We start from the raw sequence: 15,789 nt of genomic DNA, 5'->3' as shown, positions 1-15,789 counted from the left end.
ACGTGCGCAGTTTCGGGGACAAGATAAAAATGCCGTTGGCAAGGATGCCGTCGCGCCTGGCGTGGGCTGTGTTCAACCTGTTGCAGTTGGCGTTCACGCTGGTGTTCACCGCCGGCGGCATCGTCTATGCGCTAGTGTTGCTGGCGATCACCCGTGATGCTGATCGCCTGCTGCGCATGGGCGGCTGGATGTGGTCGCCGGTGCTGTTCCGCGGCGCGGGCGCCAAGGTGATCGTGGAAGGCCGCGAGCGGGTCGACTGGTCCAAGAATTACCTGTTCGTCAGCAACCACCAGTCGATCATCGACATCTGCGCGCTGTTCCATGCATTGCCGGTGCCGTTGCGGTTCCTGCTCAAGGAAGAAATGCTCAAGGTGCCGTTCGTGAACTGGTATGCGCGCGCCACCGGCATGCTGTTCCTGGATCGCGACAGTCGGCGGGCCGGGGCGATGGTGCGGCGGCAGGCTGCCGCGCTGCTGCGTGAGGGCAAACAGTTGTGTCTGTTTCCCGAGGGCACCCGCAGCCGCAGCGGCGCATTATTGCCGTTCAAGGCCGGGCTGTTGCAGGCCGCTATCGATGCTGGCGTGCAGGTGGTTCCTGTGGCGCTGGATGGCTGCGGCAAGGTGCTGCCGGTGGATGGTGTATTCAGGGTGCGTCCCGGCATCATCCGCGTACGCATCGGCGAGCCGATCGCGGTGACCGGGCCGGATGTGCCGGATCGCCAACAACTGACCGAGCAGGCACACAAGGCCGTGGCTGCAATGCTTCAACCCAGGATCTGAGTTTCGCGCTATGGATTTCGTCGTGCCGCATGATCATCCCTGCCTGCCCGGGCACTTTCCGGGTCGCCCCGTGGTGCCCGGCGTGGTCGTGCTCGACCATGTGCTGCAGGCCGTGGAAGCGCTGCATGGCCCGCGCGCGGCGACACGGCTGCCGCAGGTGAAGTTCGTGCAGCCGCTGCTGCCGGGCCAGACCGCGTCGGTCACGCTGGAAGGCGACGGCCCGCGCTGGCGCTTTCGTGTGCAGCGTGCCGACCAGTTGCTGGTCAGTGGCGAACTGGTGGCGGAGGCGATGGTATGAGCAATCACTGGAAACAGCGTCCCGAAGGCGGCGGACGCTTCGCGCTATGGCTGATCCGCGGCATCGCCCGCCACGCCGGGCGCGCGGTGGGACGTGCGCTGCTGTACCCGATCACGCTGTACTTCCTGCTGGTGCGTGCGCCCGAACGCGCCGCCTCGCGGACCTACCTGGCGCGGGTGCTGGGCCGGAAGGCAACGCTGCGCGACGTGGCCCGGCATATCCACACCTTCGCCTCCACCATCCTGGACCGGGTGTACATGCTGTGCGGGCAGATGCAGCGCTTCCGCGTGGACATCACCGGCCTGGACCAGCTGCATACGCAGATGGATCGCGGCCGCGGCGTGCTGATCTTCGGTTCGCACCTGGGCAGTTTCGACGCGCTGCGCGTGCTGGCCACCGAGCGCCCGGACGTGCAGGTCAAGGTGGTGCTGGACAAGGCGCACAACCGCGCCATGACCGACCTGCTGGGCGCGCTGAACCCGCAACTGGCCGCCAACATCATCGATGCCGGCATGGACGCGACCTCGATCGTCATGGCGATCAAGGACGCGACCGATGCCGGCGCGCTGGTGGCGCTGCTGATCGACCGTCCGCGCGAGGGCGACCCGGCGCTGCCGGCGATGTTCCTGGGCCGCAATGCGATGTTCCCGACCTCGCCGTGGCTGATCGCCGCCGCGCTCAAGGTGCCGGTGGTGCTGGCGTTCGGCCTGTATCGCGGCGGCAATCACTACGAACTGGCCTTCGAGACCTTCAGCGAAGGCCTGGACCTGCCGCGTCGCCAGCGCGCCCCGGTGCTGGCGGTACTCATGCGCGATTACGCTGCCAGGCTGGAACATTACACGCGCCATGCGCCGTACAACTGGTTCAACTTCTACGATTTCTGGAATACCCACCATGCCGATGCGCCGCACCCTGCCGTGGATGCTGATACTGCTGTTCAGCGCCGCACCGCTATGCGCCGCACCGCCTGAGGCCTTGGACGTCGGCATGGTGCTGCAGCGCCTGGCGCGCCCTGCGCCGGTCAGTACCGAGTTCGTCGAACTGCGTGGCTCGGCGCTGCTGAAGACGCCGTTGCGCGTGCAGGGCCACTACCGCCGCCCGGATGCGCAGACATTGGTGCGCGAGGTCAGCGCGCCGTATCACGAGACCACCACCTTGCAGGGCGATGAGGGCGTGCTGGAACGCGACGGCAAGCCGCCGCGCCGCTTCTCGTTGAGCCGCGTGCCCGAGCTGGCCGGGTTGAAATCCGGCTTCGGCGCGCTGCTGGCCGGCGACCGCGCGCTGCTGGAACAGCAGTATCGCCTCAGCGGGCAAGGTACAGCGCAGACCTGGCAGCTGACGCTGCAGCCCAAGGACGCCGCGGTGGCCAAGCAGGTGCGCGAACTGCGTCTGTATGGCCGCAATGATGAGTTGCGGTGTATCGAAAGCGTACCCGCCAAGGGGGATGTGCAGCGCACGCTGCTGGCCGGCGCGGCCCGCGCGGCGGCCGACGTGACCGATGTCGTAGCGCTGACGACGCTCTGCCACGGTCCGGGCGCGTGACCGCGCGCGGGATGGCTGCTTGCCTCGTCCCCAGAAACATCACACCAGTCGCAGCCGGAAAGCGCACGATGCCGACGACGCCCGTTGCCGCGCGCTGGGCTAGTGGACGTTGCGCTGGCACAGCGAGGCGTGTCCATGGCGTTTAAGTTGACTGCAAACCGCCGCATCGGCCTGGCATTGCTGTGGCTGGCCTTGCTGGCGGTCGCTGGATTCTGGTTGAGCGAGACGCTCAAGGTCACCGGCGATCTGCGTAAATTCATGCCCGCCCCGCGCACGCCGGCGCAGAAACTCCTGATCGAAGAACTCGGCGAAGGCCCCGGATCGCGGCTGCTGCTGATGGCGTTGTCCAACAGCGACCCGGTCACCCTGGCCGAGCAGTCGCAGCAACTGCAGAAAGCGCTGTCCGCACAGCCGGACCTGTTCGAACTGGTTGGCAACGGTGGCAACGCCGGGCTGGAGGGGATTCCGGAACGCTTGCTGCCGTACCGCTACCTGCTCAGCGACAGCTTCGACACGACACGGCTGGACGCATCGACCCTGGAAGCGGCCCTGCAGGCGCGCGTGCAGGATCTGGGCTCGCCGGCGGCGGCGCTGGTGGAGCCACTGCTGCCACGCGACCCCACCCTGGAGGTGCTGCACCTGGCCGAAACCCTGCAGCCAGCGGCCGCACCGCAGACGCGCAACGAGGTGTGGTTCGACCGTGCCGGCAGCTCGGCTCTGCTGGTGGCGCAGACGCGTGCGGCCGGTTTCGATCCCACCGGGCAGCAGCGGGCCTACGACGCAGTGCAGGCGGCGTTTGCCACGGCCACCCAAGGCAGCAGCACACGGCTGACACTCACCGGCCCGGGAGCGTTTGCGGTGGAAATCACCGCACGCACGCAGGGCGAATCGCAGTGGATCGGCACGCTCGATACGGTGGGCCTGGTGCTGCTGCTGTTGATCGCCTACCGCAGCTGGAAGATCCCGGTCCTTGGCGTGTTGCCGCTGGCGAGCGCTGGCCTGGCCGGGCTGGCCGCCGTGGCGCTGCTGTTCGATGGCGTGCATGGCATCACCATTGCCTTTGGCTTCACCTTGATCGGGGTGGTGCAGGATTATCCGATCCACCTGTTCAGTCATCAGCGCCCCGGTCTGGATCCACGCGACAACGCGCGGCATCTATGGCCGACGCTGGCCACCGGCGTGGTATCCACCTGCATCGCGTATGTGACCTTCCTGTTCTCCGGGGTGGACGGCCTGCGCCAGCTGGCGGTGTTCACCATCGCCGGGCTGGCCGCCGCCGCGGTGAGTACACGCTGGCTGTTGCCGGCCTTGATCGACCCGGCCGCGCGCGACCACGCCGATTCGCGGCTGCTGGCCACGCTGTGGCGCGGCATCGCACGGCTGCCGCGGCCGCGCATCAGCCTGGCGGTGATGGCGGTGATCGGCATCGCGGTGATCGCGTTCGCGCCCGGTCAGTTCTGGCAGAACGATCTCTCCAAGCTGACGCCGGTACCGCCCAATGCATTGGCCCAGGACACCCACCTGCGCCAGGAGCTGGGTGCGCCGGATGTGCGCTACGTGCTTGCCGTGCCTGCGGCCAGCGACGAAGCCGCGCTGCAGGCCAGCGAGCAGCTGCGCCCGCGTCTGGATGCGCTGGTGCGCGCCGGCGCGCTGAGCGGCTACGACATGGCCGCGCGGTACCTGCCCAGCGCCCGGACCCAGCAGGCACGTCAGGCGGCGTTGCCGGATGCCGCGCAGGCGCGCGCCATGACCGAGCAGGCGGTAGCGAGCACGCCATTGCGTAGCGATGCGTTTGCGCCCTTCCTGCAGGATCTGGACACGGCCAAGCATGCCGCGCCGCTGCTGCCCAGGGATCTGGTCGGCTCGCCGCTGGCTACCTCGGTCGGTGGGCTCCTGCTGGGGCGTGGCGACCGCAGCACCGCGCTGGTGTCGTTGACCGGCCTGCGCGACCCGGCAGTGCTGGCAGCGGCGGTGCAGGGCAGTGGTGCGCAGCTGCTGGACCTGAAGGACGCGTCCGAATCGCTGGTGGCCGCCTACCGTGGACGCGTGCTCGGCGCGCTGGTGTTGGCCGCCTTGCTGCTGGCGGCGACGGTGGCGATCGCGCTGCGCAGCCCGCGCCGCATCGTGCGCGTGCTGCTGCCGATGGCGCTGACCACGGTGCTGATCCTTGCCATCCTGCGCGGCATCGGCGTGGAACTCACTCTGTTCCACCTGATCGCGCTGATCCTGGCTGCCGGGCTTGGTCTGGACTACGCGCTGTTCTTCGATCATGCCGGCGACGACCATGCCGATCAGCTGCGCACGCTGCATGCCCTGATCGTGTGCAGCCTGATGACGCTGCTGGTGTTCGCCTTGCTGGCCGCCTCCAGCATTCCGGTCTTGCGTGCCATCGGCAGCACGGTGGCGCTGGGGGTATTGTTCAATTTCATTCTGGCCTTGCTGGTGTCGCGCGAACCGGCGCAGGAACGCATGGCCAACGGAGAGCCGCATGCAGGGACGTGACGCGATTGCCACCTTGATTCCGCACCGGGGCGCGATGTGCCTGTGGGAAGACGTGGTGGAGTGGGATGCGCAGCGCATCGTGCTGCGTAGCCACGCGCACCGCGACCAGACGCATCCGTTGCGCGCCGCCGGGCGCCTGCGCGCGCTGCATCTATGCGAATACGGGGCGCAGGCGATGGCCGTACATGGCGGCTTGCTGGGCCGCGCCTCGGGCAAGCCGGTGCGCCCGGGCATGCTGGTGGCCCTGCGCGGCGTAGAGCTGCATGTGGCCTATCTGGAGCAGCTGCCCAATGCAATCGTGTGCGAGGCGCAGGTGCTGATGCAGGGCGAGGACAGCCAGCAATACAGCTTCCGCCTGAGCCAAGGCGCGCAACTGCTGGCCGAAGGCCGTGCCACGGTGATGCTGGGTCAGGCGCAGGCGTGATCCCACGCCTCGTGCGTGGAGCCGCGCTGCGCACGGATGCTGGCGCACAGTTGGCATCCACGCGCAATGGGCTCTGCACGCACGTCCACATGGACCTGGTGTGTTGCCCCGCGGCGTCGCGGCGATGCGAGGGCGCAACGCAGAGGTTGCGCTCGATGGTCAGACCTCCGGCATCCTCAACTGGAACGGCACGCGCGACCGGAACGACATGCACAGGGCCTGCACCTGGCAGCGGGACGCTGTTGCAGGAGTGACCACGTCGTCAGACGCACAGCGCATGCCGGGATGTGGCAAGGCTGTTCCGGCGGCAGCAGCGAATCGCTAGGATAACGGGCTCGCCGCTGCCGTTTGCGGCTTTCATCGAGGCGTCCATGAGCACATCCCTTCCACAGCGTCGTGCGCTGGTGACCGGCGGCAGCGGCGATCTTGGCGGCGCCATCTGCCGACAGCTGGCCGCGCAAGGCCGGCACGTCATTGTGCATGCCAACCGCAATCTGGCGCGCGCCGAAGACGTGGTGGCTGCGATCGTCGCCCACGGTGGCAGCGCAGAGGCGGTGGCCTTCGATGTGGCCGACGCGCAGGCAGCAACGGCCGCGCTGGAGGCCCTGCTGGACAGCGGCCCGATCCAGATCGTGGTCAATAACGCAGGCATCCACGACGACGCCCCGATGGCGGGCATGAATGCTGCCCAGTGGCATCGGGTCATCGATGTGTCGCTGCATGGGTTCTTCAATGTCACCCAGCCCTTGCTGCTGCCGATGGCGCGCACGCGCTGGGGGCGCATCGTCAGCGTGTCGTCGGTGGCGGCGGTGCTGGGCAACCGCGGGCAGACCAACTACGCCGCAGCCAAGGCGGCGCTGCACGGTGCCAGCAGGTCGCTGTCGCGCGAGATGGCCAGCCGCGGCATCGCAGTCAATGTGGTGGCGCCGGGCGTGATCGAGGGCGAGATGGTCGGCGAAAGCTTCGCCCCGGAAGTGATCAAGCAACTGGTGCCGGCCGGCCGCGTGGGCAAACCCGAGGAAGTGGCCGCACTGGTCGCCTTCTTGTGTTCGGAGACCGCCGGCTACATCAATGGCCAGGTCATCGGCATCAATGGTGGGATGGGCTGAGAGCGGCTAACAGCATGACTATGCCTGCCGCGAGATGGGCGCAGTCCGCTTTGTGGTTTCTATCGGCACACGACCACGTTGCCAGGTGCAATGTCCTCATCGTTTGCGGGACCGTGTGGCGGCATGGATGCCGCCACCGTGCCTACATGGACGTACTTGCGGCGTGTCCCGCAGGCGGTGAGGGTGTTGCGCCCTCGACGACTTTGGCTTGAGAACGTCCAGACTGCGCTGAAGTTAACGCTCTCGGTTGCCTTGAGAGGTCATTGAACGGCGCAGATGCGTCTGGTCTGGAGCGGCTGATCTGGGCCTTCGTTACGTGGCCGTTGCCCGCCCACTCTCACTGGAGACGCTGCAAGTACGCCGGTGTAGGATCCTGCGCGGCATCCACGCTGCGGAAGGTCCCGCTACGGTGGGCTGACAAGGACGAGAGAGCGTCGGTGTGCAGGGCTGTGAGCAGTGCACGCCGTCATGACCGGCTGCGCTCGCGTACAGCACGCGCGGATCAAGAAAGCGTGGACCAAGCAAAACGCGCCGTTGCCGGCGCGTTCGATCAACGCTACGCCGCGTCGGCGTACCACGTGGCGGCCAGGATCGCCTCGCCGCTGGCATCGGCCGTCAGCGCGCCCAGGCCGTGGTCGGGCAGGCCCGGGTGGCGCTGGCGTGCCTGCTGCAGGATCTCGCGGGCCAGCACGGCCATCTGCGCGACATTGCCATGGATGCGGGCCACGAACGCATCGTCGTCGAGGGTGTCGTTCAAGGCGCCATTGAGTTCGTTGAACCAGCCGATCAAATACTGGTCCAGCAGGCGTCCATCGCCGCCGGTGATGCCCTGTTCGGTGTTGCGCACGCCCCAGTCGTGCAATACGCGTTGCATGGCCAGGTTCATGTCGCGCGCGTAGAAGAAATCTGCCTTCATGCGCGCCAGCAGGCTCAGGTCGGCGATGCGCCCGGCGCAGAACAGCGGCGCCAGCAGCGACCAGTAGTAGGTGTAATCCCAGATCACCTTGACCGGCATGACCTGTTCGTCGCCGAACAAGGCATATTGATCCTGGTACAGGGTCAGGGTGTTTTCGTAGAACGAGAAATACAGCTGCTGGTACAGCTCCACATACGGGCTGAGCGACTTGCCGGCGCGGTCGCGGCCGATCAGCTCGCAGATGTAGGTGTTGGAGATGGCGATGAAGTCGCTGCCGGGCGAATAGAACGGGTCCAGGAACAGGCCGGCCTCGCCGGTGAGCGCCCAGCGCTGCGGGGAGAACACCTGGGTGCAGCCATAGGAGAACTTGCGCAGGAACAGGAAGTCCTGCAGCCGGTAATCGGCGCTGTCGAGCGTGGCGGCCACCTGCGGTTGATGCAGGCGTAGCCAGTCCATGGCTTTTTCGTGGGTGTTCATGCGCTCCAGCGGATGCATCGCGGCATCGCAGACGATGCCCAGCGAATGCGCGCCCGAAGACAGCGGGATCAACCAGAACCAGTAACCCGGCCCGCACATGTGGTTGGTCGAACGCCAGCGGTCCGGCGGCGTGCAGCGTTGCAGCCAGCTGCTGTCCTGCGACCAGCCGTTGGGGTCGATCAAGCCTTCCACGCGCCACCACACCGCGTTGGCATTGTGTGCGTTGTCCTGCGCCAGTCCGAGCTTGCGCTTGAGCAGGCCGGCGCGGCCGCTGGCGTCCACCACCCAACGCGCGCTCAGCGTGCCGGGCGCGCCATCGCGCTCGAAGCGCACCGCATGGTCGGTGTCGTCTTCGGACAGGTCGAGGCCCTTGACGCTGCAACTGTCGACGAAGGTGATGCCTTGCGCGCGTGCGCGTTCGCCAAGGAAATTCTCGAAACGGCCGCGGTCGATCTGCCACGACGGCGTCGGCAGGATCTTGCTCACGCCCAGCTCGGTGCAGCGGTCGATGTCTTCGCGCTTGTCGGAGAAGAAGAAACGGAACCCGAATTTGCGGATCTGTTCGGTCTCCAGATGCTCGCGCAGGCCCAGTACCTGGGCGAAATAATGCGCGCCGATCTCCACCGTGGATTCGCCAACCTTGAAGGCGGCCTCGCGCACCGGGTGGGCGCGCCGTTCCAGCACCGTGATGGCCAGCGCAGGGTCGCGCTGCTTCAGTTGCAAGGCCAGGCTCAGGCCGGCCAGGCCACCACCGGTAATGACGACATCGGCGCGCGCTGCATTCATGAGGAGTGGTTGCTCTTGGTGACCGCGGGCACAGTAGCAAATTCGCCATCGACGTCGTCAACGATCACCGGATTGGCGCGCACGCGGCGGTATTCGCGCCAGACATGGCCGTACGCCCAGACCTGCTTGACCACGTGCGAGGTGATGTTCCACAGGTCGCGCACCAGCCGGAAATGGCTCTTGCGAAAGGTGCCTGGCGCGCTGCCGGCGTAGCGGGTCTCGATCGGCACCGCCACCACCCGCGCGCCGGCCTGGCGGGCGGCCGAAATCAGCAGCTGCGCTTCGAACACGAAGCCTTCGCCGGGCACATTCGGCAGGGTGAACACCGATGCCGGATACAGCCGTTGGCCGCTTTGGCTGTCCACCAGCTTAAAACCGCAGCCCCAGGCAATGCCCCAATCGCCGAAATCGTTGCCGATCCGGCGGATGGTGGGTTGGGTGGCGCGCTTGCGCATGCGTGCGCCGATCACCACGCTGCCGGGGTGGCGGTTGGCCGCGGCCAGCAGGCGCGGAAAATCGGCGGCCTCGTGCTGGCCATCGCCGTCCATGGTCATCACCGCGCGCATGCCCAGTTGCCGGGCCTTGGCAAAGCCGCTGCGCAGGGCGGCGCCCTTGCCCATGCGCTGCGGGTGGCGGATCACCGTCACCGGCAGGTCGGCGATGCAATCGGCGGTGCCATCGTCGGAGCCGTCGTCGATCACGATCACCTGCGGGCAGTACTGCAGTGCATCGGTGACCACTTCGCGAATGCGCAGCGATTCGTTCAACGCCGGCACCAGGATCGCGGTGTCCTGCGGCGTCAGCGGCACGCGGCTCACGGCAGGATCTCCACGCGCAGGACGCGGCCGGGGCCGGCCTGCAAGGCCACGCAGTCGCCGCGCCCGGCCAGCAGTTCGAACAACGGCAGCATCGGCGCCATCGCATTGCCGGCGACCTGCTGCGCCAACGGGCCATCGCCCGGCGACGGGGTGCCATCGTCCAGCCGCGCCCGCAGCTGCGGCTTGCCTGCCTGGCCGGCGCTGCCAAGCACCAGCGCCCCGCCAAGCAGCCCCTGGCTGGGCGAGACCCGGCCCAGCGGCCCGACCGAACGCGCGTCGTAGCTGGCCAGCAGCACCGCGTCCACGCCGGCGGTGAGCTGCACGAGCGCCTCCAGCAGCCCCTGCGCGAAACTGGCATTGGAGGCGCTGATGGCCGTGGTCGGCGTCATCGCACCCGCACCGATGGTCCAGTAACCGGCAGCCGCGTTATGCACCGAGTTGTGGAACTTGGTCGGCGAGATCGCCAGCGGGTCGCTGGCCAGGGTGGTGCACATGTAATCGGTGATGGCCAGGTCGCCATGGGTGGAGGTGAACACCGACGGCAGGCTGGCCGGGTCGCGGCTGGCAGCAGCGCAGGCGGCCAACGCCGCTTCCAGCGACACCGCCACCGTATCCGGTGCGCGGCGGCGTTCGTTGGCGGCCAGCAGCTGCGGCGCCGGGCGTGCCGGGGTCTCCTGCAGCGCAGCACCGTGCACGAAGGCGCGTGCGGCCTCCCAGGTGGGCAGGCCCTGGCTCCAGAAGCCGATTCCTTCGATGCTGGCAGCGAGCATCAGCGTGCCCGCCCGAACAGCAGCGAGCAGTTGTTGCCGCCAAAGCCGAAGGAATTGTTCATGGTGTAATCGATCCGGGTATGGGCGTTGTCGAAGCGGATCTGCGGGCCGCAGGCGGGGTCGGGCACTTCGCTGTTGAGCGTGCCCGGCAGCAGGCCGTCGCGCAGCGCCAGCAGCGCGATCACCGATTCCACGATGCCGGCCGCGCCCAGGGTGTGGCCGGTCCAGGCCTTGGTCGAGCTGGCATGCAAGGTGTCGGGGAAGATCGCCGCCACCGCGGCCGCTTCCACGCTGTCGTTGGCCGGGGTGGCAGTGCCGTGCAGGTTCAGATAGCCCACCGCGGCCGGCTCAACGCCAGCGCGTTGCAGCGCGCCGCGCATCGCCAGCTGCGCGCCCAGTCCCTGCGGGTGCGGGGACGACATATGGTGCGCATCGCTGGATTCGCCATAGCCATACAGCCACACCGCCGCGTCTGGTGCGGCCGCGGTACGTTGGACCAGCGCAAAGCCGCCGGCCTCCCCCAGGCTCAGGCCCACGCGCCGCGCATCGAACGGCTGGCACGGCTCGGGCGCCACCACCTGCAGGGAGTTGAAGCCGAACAGCACACTGCCGCACAAGGTATCCACGCCACCGACCAGGGCCGCATCGATCACCCCGGCCTCGATCAGCCGCGCCGCCTGCGCGAACACCTTGGCACTGGACGAGCACGCGGTGGCCACGGTCACGCTGGGGCCGCGCAGGCCGGTGGCGTGCTGCACGAAGTCGCCCAGCGAATGCGGAGTGTGCACGATCGGGCGTTCAAGATCCGGCGGGAAGCGTGCGCCGTCGGCGTCTTCCAGCAGCCGCGCATAGGCCTCTTCGCTGGCACCGATGCTGGAGGTAGAGGTGCCGACGATCACCGCCACGCGCTCGGCGCCATAGCGCTGTGCGGCGGCCTGCGCCGCTTCCAGCAGGCCGTCCTGCTGCAGCGCCAGCCAGGCCAGGCGGTTGTTGCGGCAGTCCCAGCGGTGCAGTGCATCGGGCAGGACCACTTCTTCCACGCCGTCGACGCGGCCGATCCAGCACGGCAGCGGTTGCGGTCCGAAATCGTTGCGACGCAGGCCACTGCGGCGCGCCTGCAAGGCGGCGGCCTGGGCGGCGAGCCCGGCGCCCAGCGCGGTGGTGGAGGTGTAGGCGGAGACGGCGACCGGGGCCATCTGGGACGGATGCTGCGCTTGGCTCACGGTGGTCCGGCTGGCAAAAAGTGCTTGCAGTATATCGGTGGCGTGCGCCTGTCCCGTCGACGGCACAACTGAACGTGCCGGTCATGTCGCTGACGCGGCTGGGATTTTTCGCACCCGCCGCGCTTTCGCCATGGCCGCAATTGGGACACAATCGACGCGACCCACCGCTCTTCGAGCGCGATCACGCGCGCATGCACGCCTACGTCTATAAAAGCCAACGCAAGCAGGACACCTTCGTCTATCTCGGCACGCGTGACGACTTCGCCGGTCTTCCTGCTGCCGTGCACGCGCAGTTGGCGCCGTTTGTCTTCGTGCTGGAGGTGGCAGTGACGCCGGAGCGCCGGTTGGCGCAGGCCGACGCGGCCACGGTGCGCGAGGCGCTGGGCAAGCACGGCTTCTACCTGCAACTGCCCAAGACCGTGGTGCTGGCGGGCGAGTGCGACCATGATTGATCCGCAGCGTGCCGCGCGCCTGCGCGCCGCAGCGCTGGCGGCGGCGGCCGGCGTGGTGTTGTCCCTGCTCGGCGGCCTGGGCGGTGGCATTGCCGCGCTGAGCCTGTGGCTGGCCCAGCCGGCCTTTGCGCTGGCGGTGTCGTGGGCACGCGGGACGCGCGCGCTGCCGGCGCAGCCGCGCGCCATCGCACAGGCGCTACCGCCGCTGCTGGCGATCTGGGGTGTGGGCCTGCCGGCCCTGGCTGCATTGATCAGCTGGCCGCTGACTGCGCTGCGCGACAGCGGCAGTCTGGCCGCCGCGCTGGCGCTGAGCGTGGCGATCAGCGCGGCCCTGCTCGGGCTGTGGCGGACCTGGCCGTTGTGGGGCGAGGTGGAACGCGATGGGCGCGCGCTGGCGCCACGCTGGCATGCGCTGGCCACGCAGGAACTGCATGCCTGGCGTGGGTTGCTGGCGGCCGCATTGGTGCTGGCGATGTGCACGCTGTGCGTGACCCTGGCCTGGCCGGGCGGCGTGTCCGCCGGGCTGCGTTGGGGCCTGGCGATCGCCGCCTGCGTGGCCTTGCCTGCCGGCCACCTGCTGTTGCAGCGCACCGCCGCGCCATCGCGCAGCACGGCACCGGCCGTCCCGCAGGCGACTGACTTCTTCAATGAGGCCGCCGCCGCGCCGCGCCCGTTGGAGCCGGTGGCGCAGCATCAGCTGGTGCCCGAACTGTTCGAAGCCGCCCGCAGCGGGCGGGTGGATCGCGCGCTGCAACTGCTCGAAGCCGGCGCCGACCCGCAGGCGCTGCCGCTGCCGGAATGGCGCGACCAGCGCAGCCTGCCGGCGCTGGCAGCGGTGCTGCCGGACCTGCGCCTGCTGCGCGAACTGATCGTACGGCGCGTGGACGTCAACCAGCCGCACCGCGGCATGACGCCGTTGCTTGCCGCCACCCGCGACAGCTGGCATGGCCGCCCGGATGCGGTGATGACCCTGCTGGCCAACGGCGCCGATCCGCGCGCCAGCGACAACGACGGCAACACCCCGCTGCATCATGCCGTGCGCAGCTCCGACCCCGGCGTGGCCGCGCTGCTGCGCGATGCCGCCGCAGAACTCGATGCGCTCAACAACGATGGCCACTCGCCGCTGGCGATGGCCTGCCAGGTCGGCAACTGGCGGTTGGCGAAGTTCCTGCTGGAGCGCGGCGCGCAGTCCGAACCGGATGGCGGCGCGCCGGTATTGCTGGCCGCCGCCGGCACCGAAGAAGACGACCCGGCCGGCGTGCAGCTGCTGCTCAAGCACAAGGCGCGCGTGGATGCGCGCGACCGCCAGCGCCGCAGCGCCCTGCACGAAGCCGCACTGGCCGGTCATGGCGACATCGTCGAAGCGCTGCTGTCGGCCGGCGCCAATCTGGAAGCGCGCGATCTGCTCGGCCGCACGCCGTGGCTGGATGCCGCGCGCCAGGCACGCAGCGCGGTGCTCGAACGCCTGGTCGCGCGCAAGGCCGATGTGCTGGCCATCGATGGCGACGGCCGCAACGCGGTGATGCGGGCTTGCGCCGCGGACAGCGTGTCGCCGGCGTTGATCCGCCGCTTGCTGGATCTGCAGGTGCCGGCTGACAGCGTCGATGCGCATGGCCGTCGCGCGGTGGATGTGGCTGCCGAAGCCGGGCGTTGGGCGATCGTGCAACTGCTCGATCCCAGTTACCCGTTGCCGGCCGCGGTGAGCGACGGGCATGGCGACACGCCTGGCGTTGCGGTATTGCCCGATCGTCCGCCATTGGTGCTGCTGCGCGAAGGCCTGCAGTTCGGCCAGCGCGATGGCCTGGTTGCGCTGGCACGGCTGTGCGCCCCGGAAGAACTGGGCGGGCTGTTGCACGATGCGCATCTGGCCTTGAACGCCGAGGCGGTCGACTGGTTGCTGCGCCACGGCGCCGATGCCGAAGTACGCGATGCCTGCGGCGATGTCCCGATGTTTGCGCTGCTCTCGCGCGGCGTGGAGGCGGTGCCGGCGCTGCAGGCGTTGCTGCGGCATGGTGTCTCGCCGGCGGGCGCCGGTGGCTTGACCCGGTTGCTGAGTGCCTGCGTGCAGCATGACGCGGCATCGCGCGGCTTGGAACAGTTCGCGCTCGAGTTGCTCGAACGCGGCGCCGACCCGTTCGCTCCGTCGGCTGCCGGCGATCCGCCGTTGTCGCTGGCGGTGCGGCTGGGTTGGCTGCGCCTGCAGCAGTGGTTGCTGGAACATGGCGTGGACCGCGAAGCGCGCGACAGCCACGGCATGACCGCGCTGCATCTGGCCACTGCGCTGGGCCGCGACGCTTCGCTGAAACTGCTGGTTAAACAAGGCGCCTCGCCGGAAGCGCGCGCTGCCGATGGGCAGACCCCGCTGGGCGTGGCGCTGTCGATCGGCCGCCGCGATCTGGCCGACTGGCTGGATTGGCGCATCTGGTCGTTGCCGCGCCGCACCTTGCGCGAAGCGGATGTGCCGGCCGCCGCGATGACCGGCGACACCGACGCGGTGCGTCGCCTGATCGACCTCGGCCTGCCGGTCGACGCCGTCGACGCGCAAGGCTGCACCGCGCTGCTGCGTGCGGCCGGTGGTGGCCATCTTGGCGTGGTCGCGCATCTGCTCGGCCGTGGCGCCGATCCGCAGCGTGCCGCCAACAGCGGCGCCACGCCGTTGTCGGCGGCAGTGAGCATGCGCCAGACCGAGATCGTGGCCGCCCTGCTGCAAGCCGGCGCACAGATCGAACACCGCCTGCCGGGCGGTGTGACCGTGTTGATGCTGGCCTGCGCGCTGGGCCTGCCGGACATCGTGGCGCGCCTGCTCACTGCCGCCGCCGACGTGCACGCCACCGACAATCAAGGCTTGGCGCCGCTGCATTGCGCCGCGTTGTACGGCTTCACCGCGCGCGACAAGAGCCGCCTGCTGGCCTTGCTGGACACCTTGCTGCTGGCCGGCGCCGACCCCGAGTACCTTGCCGGTGGCCGGGTCAGCCCGCTGCTGCTGTTGCTGGGCGCACGTGCCGAACCGGGCACCGCCTGCGACGAGAAGGTGGTGCTGGCCGGGGTCGAGCGCCTGCTCGATGAAGACGTCTCGCTGGAGGTTGCCGATCAACGTGGCTTCGGGCCGCTGCATCTGGCCGCCCTGCATGGCCTGCCGCTGCTGGTGCAGCGCCTGCTGCGCGCCGGTGCCGATGCCGACCGCCGCGACGCGCTCAACCGCACCCCGCGCGAGATCGCCATCATGCGCGGCTTCATCGATGTGGCCAGCCAGTTCGAACCGGCGCTGCCGGGCGTCTCGTCGATGGCGCGCTTCCTGCGCGAGGGGCGCTGAGCCTGCGCGGCGGACAACCGCCGCGGGTGCTGTTCGTGTGCAGCCGCAACCGCCTGCGCAGCCCCACCGCCGAGCGCGTGTTCGCCGACTGGCCCGGCGTGCAGGCGCAATCGGCCGGACTGGCCGCCGATGCGCAAGTGCAGGTCGCCCCGGAGCTGTTGCAGCACGCACAGGTGGTGCTGGTGATGGAACGGCGCCATCTGCAGCTGCTGCGCAAACGCTTCGCCGCGCATCTGCGCCACTGCCGCGTGGTCTGCCTGCAGATCCCCGACGACTATGCCTACATGGACCCGGCACTGGTTCGCCGGCTGGAACACACGGTGCCACCGCTGCTGCGTTTGCCGGCGCAGTCGTAACCTGATCCCGACACCGCGCGTGCG

The 15,789-nt window shown here is 68.9% G+C and carries 14 protein-coding genes; 10 read left to right on the top strand and 4 right to left on the bottom strand.

The annotated features are described in order from the left end of the window. The first annotated feature begins 29 nt into the window (after positions 1 to 29). The 7 genes from XCSCFBP4642_RS0123070 to fabG all read left to right on the top strand — a co-directional run bounded on the left by XCSCFBP4642_RS0123070 (position 30) and on the right by fabG (position 6,654). Entirely contained in the window at positions 30 to 779 is a 750-nt protein-coding gene (locus tag XCSCFBP4642_RS0123070) for a lysophospholipid acyltransferase family protein (RefSeq protein ID WP_029221858.1), read from the top strand. A 10-nt stretch (positions 780 to 789) separates the two neighbouring features. Then, the gene (locus XCSCFBP4642_RS0123065; protein ID WP_029221857.1) at positions 790 to 1,077 is read left to right on the top strand and encodes an ApeI family dehydratase; all 288 of its coding nucleotides are present in this window, start codon (positions 790 to 792) and stop codon (positions 1,075 to 1,077) included. Beyond that, positions 1,074 to 2,048, top strand: coding sequence for a lysophospholipid acyltransferase family protein (locus XCSCFBP4642_RS0123060; protein ID WP_029221856.1), 975 nt, complete (start codon positions 1,074 to 1,076; stop codon positions 2,046 to 2,048). Before XCSCFBP4642_RS0123065 ends, XCSCFBP4642_RS0123060 begins: the two co-directional genes overlap by 4 nt. Then, the gene (locus tag XCSCFBP4642_RS0123055) at positions 1,972 to 2,619 is read left to right on the top strand and encodes a LolA-related protein (protein ID WP_033898740.1); all 648 of its coding nucleotides are present in this window, start codon (positions 1,972 to 1,974) and stop codon (positions 2,617 to 2,619) included. Before XCSCFBP4642_RS0123060 ends, XCSCFBP4642_RS0123055 begins: the two co-directional genes overlap by 77 nt. Positions 2,620 to 2,754: 135 nt before the next feature. Beyond that, on the top strand, positions 2,755 to 5,121 hold the full coding sequence (locus XCSCFBP4642_RS0123050) for an MMPL family transporter (protein ID WP_029221854.1): 2,367 nt from the start codon (positions 2,755 to 2,757) through the stop codon (positions 5,119 to 5,121). After that, on the top strand, positions 5,108 to 5,545 hold the full coding sequence (locus tag XCSCFBP4642_RS0123045; RefSeq protein ID WP_029221853.1) for a hotdog family protein: 438 nt from the start codon (positions 5,108 to 5,110) through the stop codon (positions 5,543 to 5,545). Before XCSCFBP4642_RS0123050 ends, XCSCFBP4642_RS0123045 begins: the two co-directional genes overlap by 14 nt. 371 nt (positions 5,546 to 5,916) lie before the next feature. Next, the gene (fabG, locus tag XCSCFBP4642_RS0123035) at positions 5,917 to 6,654 is read left to right on the top strand and encodes a 3-oxoacyl-ACP reductase FabG (protein ID WP_029221852.1); all 738 of its coding nucleotides are present in this window, start codon (positions 5,917 to 5,919) and stop codon (positions 6,652 to 6,654) included. Positions 6,655 to 7,210: 556 nt separating this feature from the next. Here the strand turns inward: fabG and XCSCFBP4642_RS0123030 are convergent. Genes XCSCFBP4642_RS0123030 through XCSCFBP4642_RS0123015 form a run of 4 tightly spaced genes read right to left on the bottom strand, consistent with a single transcriptional unit; the run spans position 7,211 to position 11,617 of the window. Next, the gene (locus XCSCFBP4642_RS0123030) at positions 7,211 to 8,833 is read right to left on the bottom strand and encodes an NAD(P)/FAD-dependent oxidoreductase (protein WP_029221851.1); all 1,623 of its coding nucleotides are present in this window, start codon (positions 8,831 to 8,833) and stop codon (positions 7,211 to 7,213) included. After that, the gene (locus XCSCFBP4642_RS0123025; protein WP_029221850.1) at positions 8,830 to 9,651 is read right to left on the bottom strand and encodes a glycosyltransferase family 2 protein; all 822 of its coding nucleotides are present in this window, start codon (positions 9,649 to 9,651) and stop codon (positions 8,830 to 8,832) included. Before XCSCFBP4642_RS0123025 ends, XCSCFBP4642_RS0123030 begins: the two co-directional genes overlap by 4 nt. Further along, on the bottom strand, positions 9,648 to 10,421 hold the full coding sequence (locus tag XCSCFBP4642_RS0123020; protein WP_029221849.1) for a beta-ketoacyl synthase chain length factor: 774 nt from the start codon (positions 10,419 to 10,421) through the stop codon (positions 9,648 to 9,650). Before XCSCFBP4642_RS0123020 ends, XCSCFBP4642_RS0123025 begins: the two co-directional genes overlap by 4 nt. After that, positions 10,421 to 11,617, bottom strand: coding sequence for a beta-ketoacyl-[acyl-carrier-protein] synthase family protein (locus XCSCFBP4642_RS0123015; RefSeq protein ID WP_029221848.1), 1,197 nt, complete (start codon positions 11,615 to 11,617; stop codon positions 10,421 to 10,423). Before XCSCFBP4642_RS0123015 ends, XCSCFBP4642_RS0123020 begins: the two co-directional genes overlap by 1 nt. A gap of 218 nt (positions 11,618 to 11,835) precedes the next feature. On the opposite strand from XCSCFBP4642_RS0123015, the gene XCSCFBP4642_RS0123010 reads away from it, so the two are divergent. Genes XCSCFBP4642_RS0123010 through XCSCFBP4642_RS0123000 form a run of 3 tightly spaced genes read left to right on the top strand, consistent with a single transcriptional unit; the run spans position 11,836 to position 15,765 of the window. After that, positions 11,836 to 12,096, top strand: a complete 261-nt coding sequence (locus XCSCFBP4642_RS0123010) for a YcgL domain-containing protein (protein ID WP_029221847.1) — start codon at positions 11,836 to 11,838, stop codon at positions 12,094 to 12,096. Continuing rightward, positions 12,089 to 15,409, top strand: a complete 3,321-nt coding sequence (locus XCSCFBP4642_RS0123005; RefSeq protein ID WP_029221846.1) for an ankyrin repeat domain-containing protein — start codon at positions 12,089 to 12,091, stop codon at positions 15,407 to 15,409. The genes XCSCFBP4642_RS0123010 and XCSCFBP4642_RS0123005 overlap by 8 nt, the downstream gene beginning before the upstream one ends. A 26-nt stretch (positions 15,410 to 15,435) precedes the next feature. Then, positions 15,436 to 15,765 carry a low molecular weight protein tyrosine phosphatase family protein gene (locus tag XCSCFBP4642_RS0123000; RefSeq protein ID WP_029221845.1) on the top strand — a complete coding sequence of 110 codons (330 nt, stop codon included), beginning with the start codon at positions 15,436 to 15,438 and terminating at the stop codon, positions 15,763 to 15,765. The last annotated feature ends 24 nt before the right edge of the window (positions 15,766 to 15,789 follow it).

This window comes from Xanthomonas cassavae CFBP 4642 (assembly GCF_000454545.1).
Taxonomy (GTDB): domain Bacteria; phylum Pseudomonadota; class Gammaproteobacteria; order Xanthomonadales; family Xanthomonadaceae; genus Xanthomonas; species Xanthomonas cassavae.
This window is presented reverse-complemented; position numbering and strand designations above follow the sequence as displayed.

Bases quoted from the DNA above. Each gene is read 5' to 3' on its own strand.
- XCSCFBP4642_RS0123055 (WP_033898740.1), top strand. From the start codon at position 1,972: ATGCCGATGCGCCGCACCCTGCCGTGGATGCTGATACTGCTGTTCAGC.
- fabG (WP_029221852.1), top strand. From the start codon at position 5,917: ATGAGCACATCCCTTCCACAGCGTCGTGCGCTGGTGACCGGCGGCAGC.
- XCSCFBP4642_RS0123070 (WP_029221858.1), top strand. From the start codon at position 30: ATGCCGTTGGCAAGGATGCCGTCGCGCCTGGCGTGGGCTGTGTTCAAC.
- XCSCFBP4642_RS0123015 (WP_029221848.1), bottom strand. From the start codon at position 11,617: ATGGCCCCGGTCGCCGTCTCCGCCTACACCTCCACCACCGCGCTGGGC.
- XCSCFBP4642_RS0123010 (WP_029221847.1), top strand. From the start codon at position 11,836: ATGCACGCCTACGTCTATAAAAGCCAACGCAAGCAGGACACCTTCGTC.
- XCSCFBP4642_RS0123060 (WP_029221856.1), top strand. From the start codon at position 1,074: ATGAGCAATCACTGGAAACAGCGTCCCGAAGGCGGCGGACGCTTCGCG.
- XCSCFBP4642_RS0123045 (WP_029221853.1), top strand. From the start codon at position 5,108: ATGCAGGGACGTGACGCGATTGCCACCTTGATTCCGCACCGGGGCGCG.
- XCSCFBP4642_RS0123005 (WP_029221846.1), top strand. From the start codon at position 12,089: ATGATTGATCCGCAGCGTGCCGCGCGCCTGCGCGCCGCAGCGCTGGCG.
- XCSCFBP4642_RS0123020 (WP_029221849.1), bottom strand. From the start codon at position 10,421: ATGCTCGCTGCCAGCATCGAAGGAATCGGCTTCTGGAGCCAGGGCCTG.
- XCSCFBP4642_RS0123030 (WP_029221851.1), bottom strand. From the start codon at position 8,833: ATGAATGCAGCGCGCGCCGATGTCGTCATTACCGGTGGTGGCCTGGCC.
- XCSCFBP4642_RS0123050 (WP_029221854.1), top strand. From the start codon at position 2,755: ATGGCGTTTAAGTTGACTGCAAACCGCCGCATCGGCCTGGCATTGCTG.
- XCSCFBP4642_RS0123065 (WP_029221857.1), top strand. From the start codon at position 790: ATGGATTTCGTCGTGCCGCATGATCATCCCTGCCTGCCCGGGCACTTT.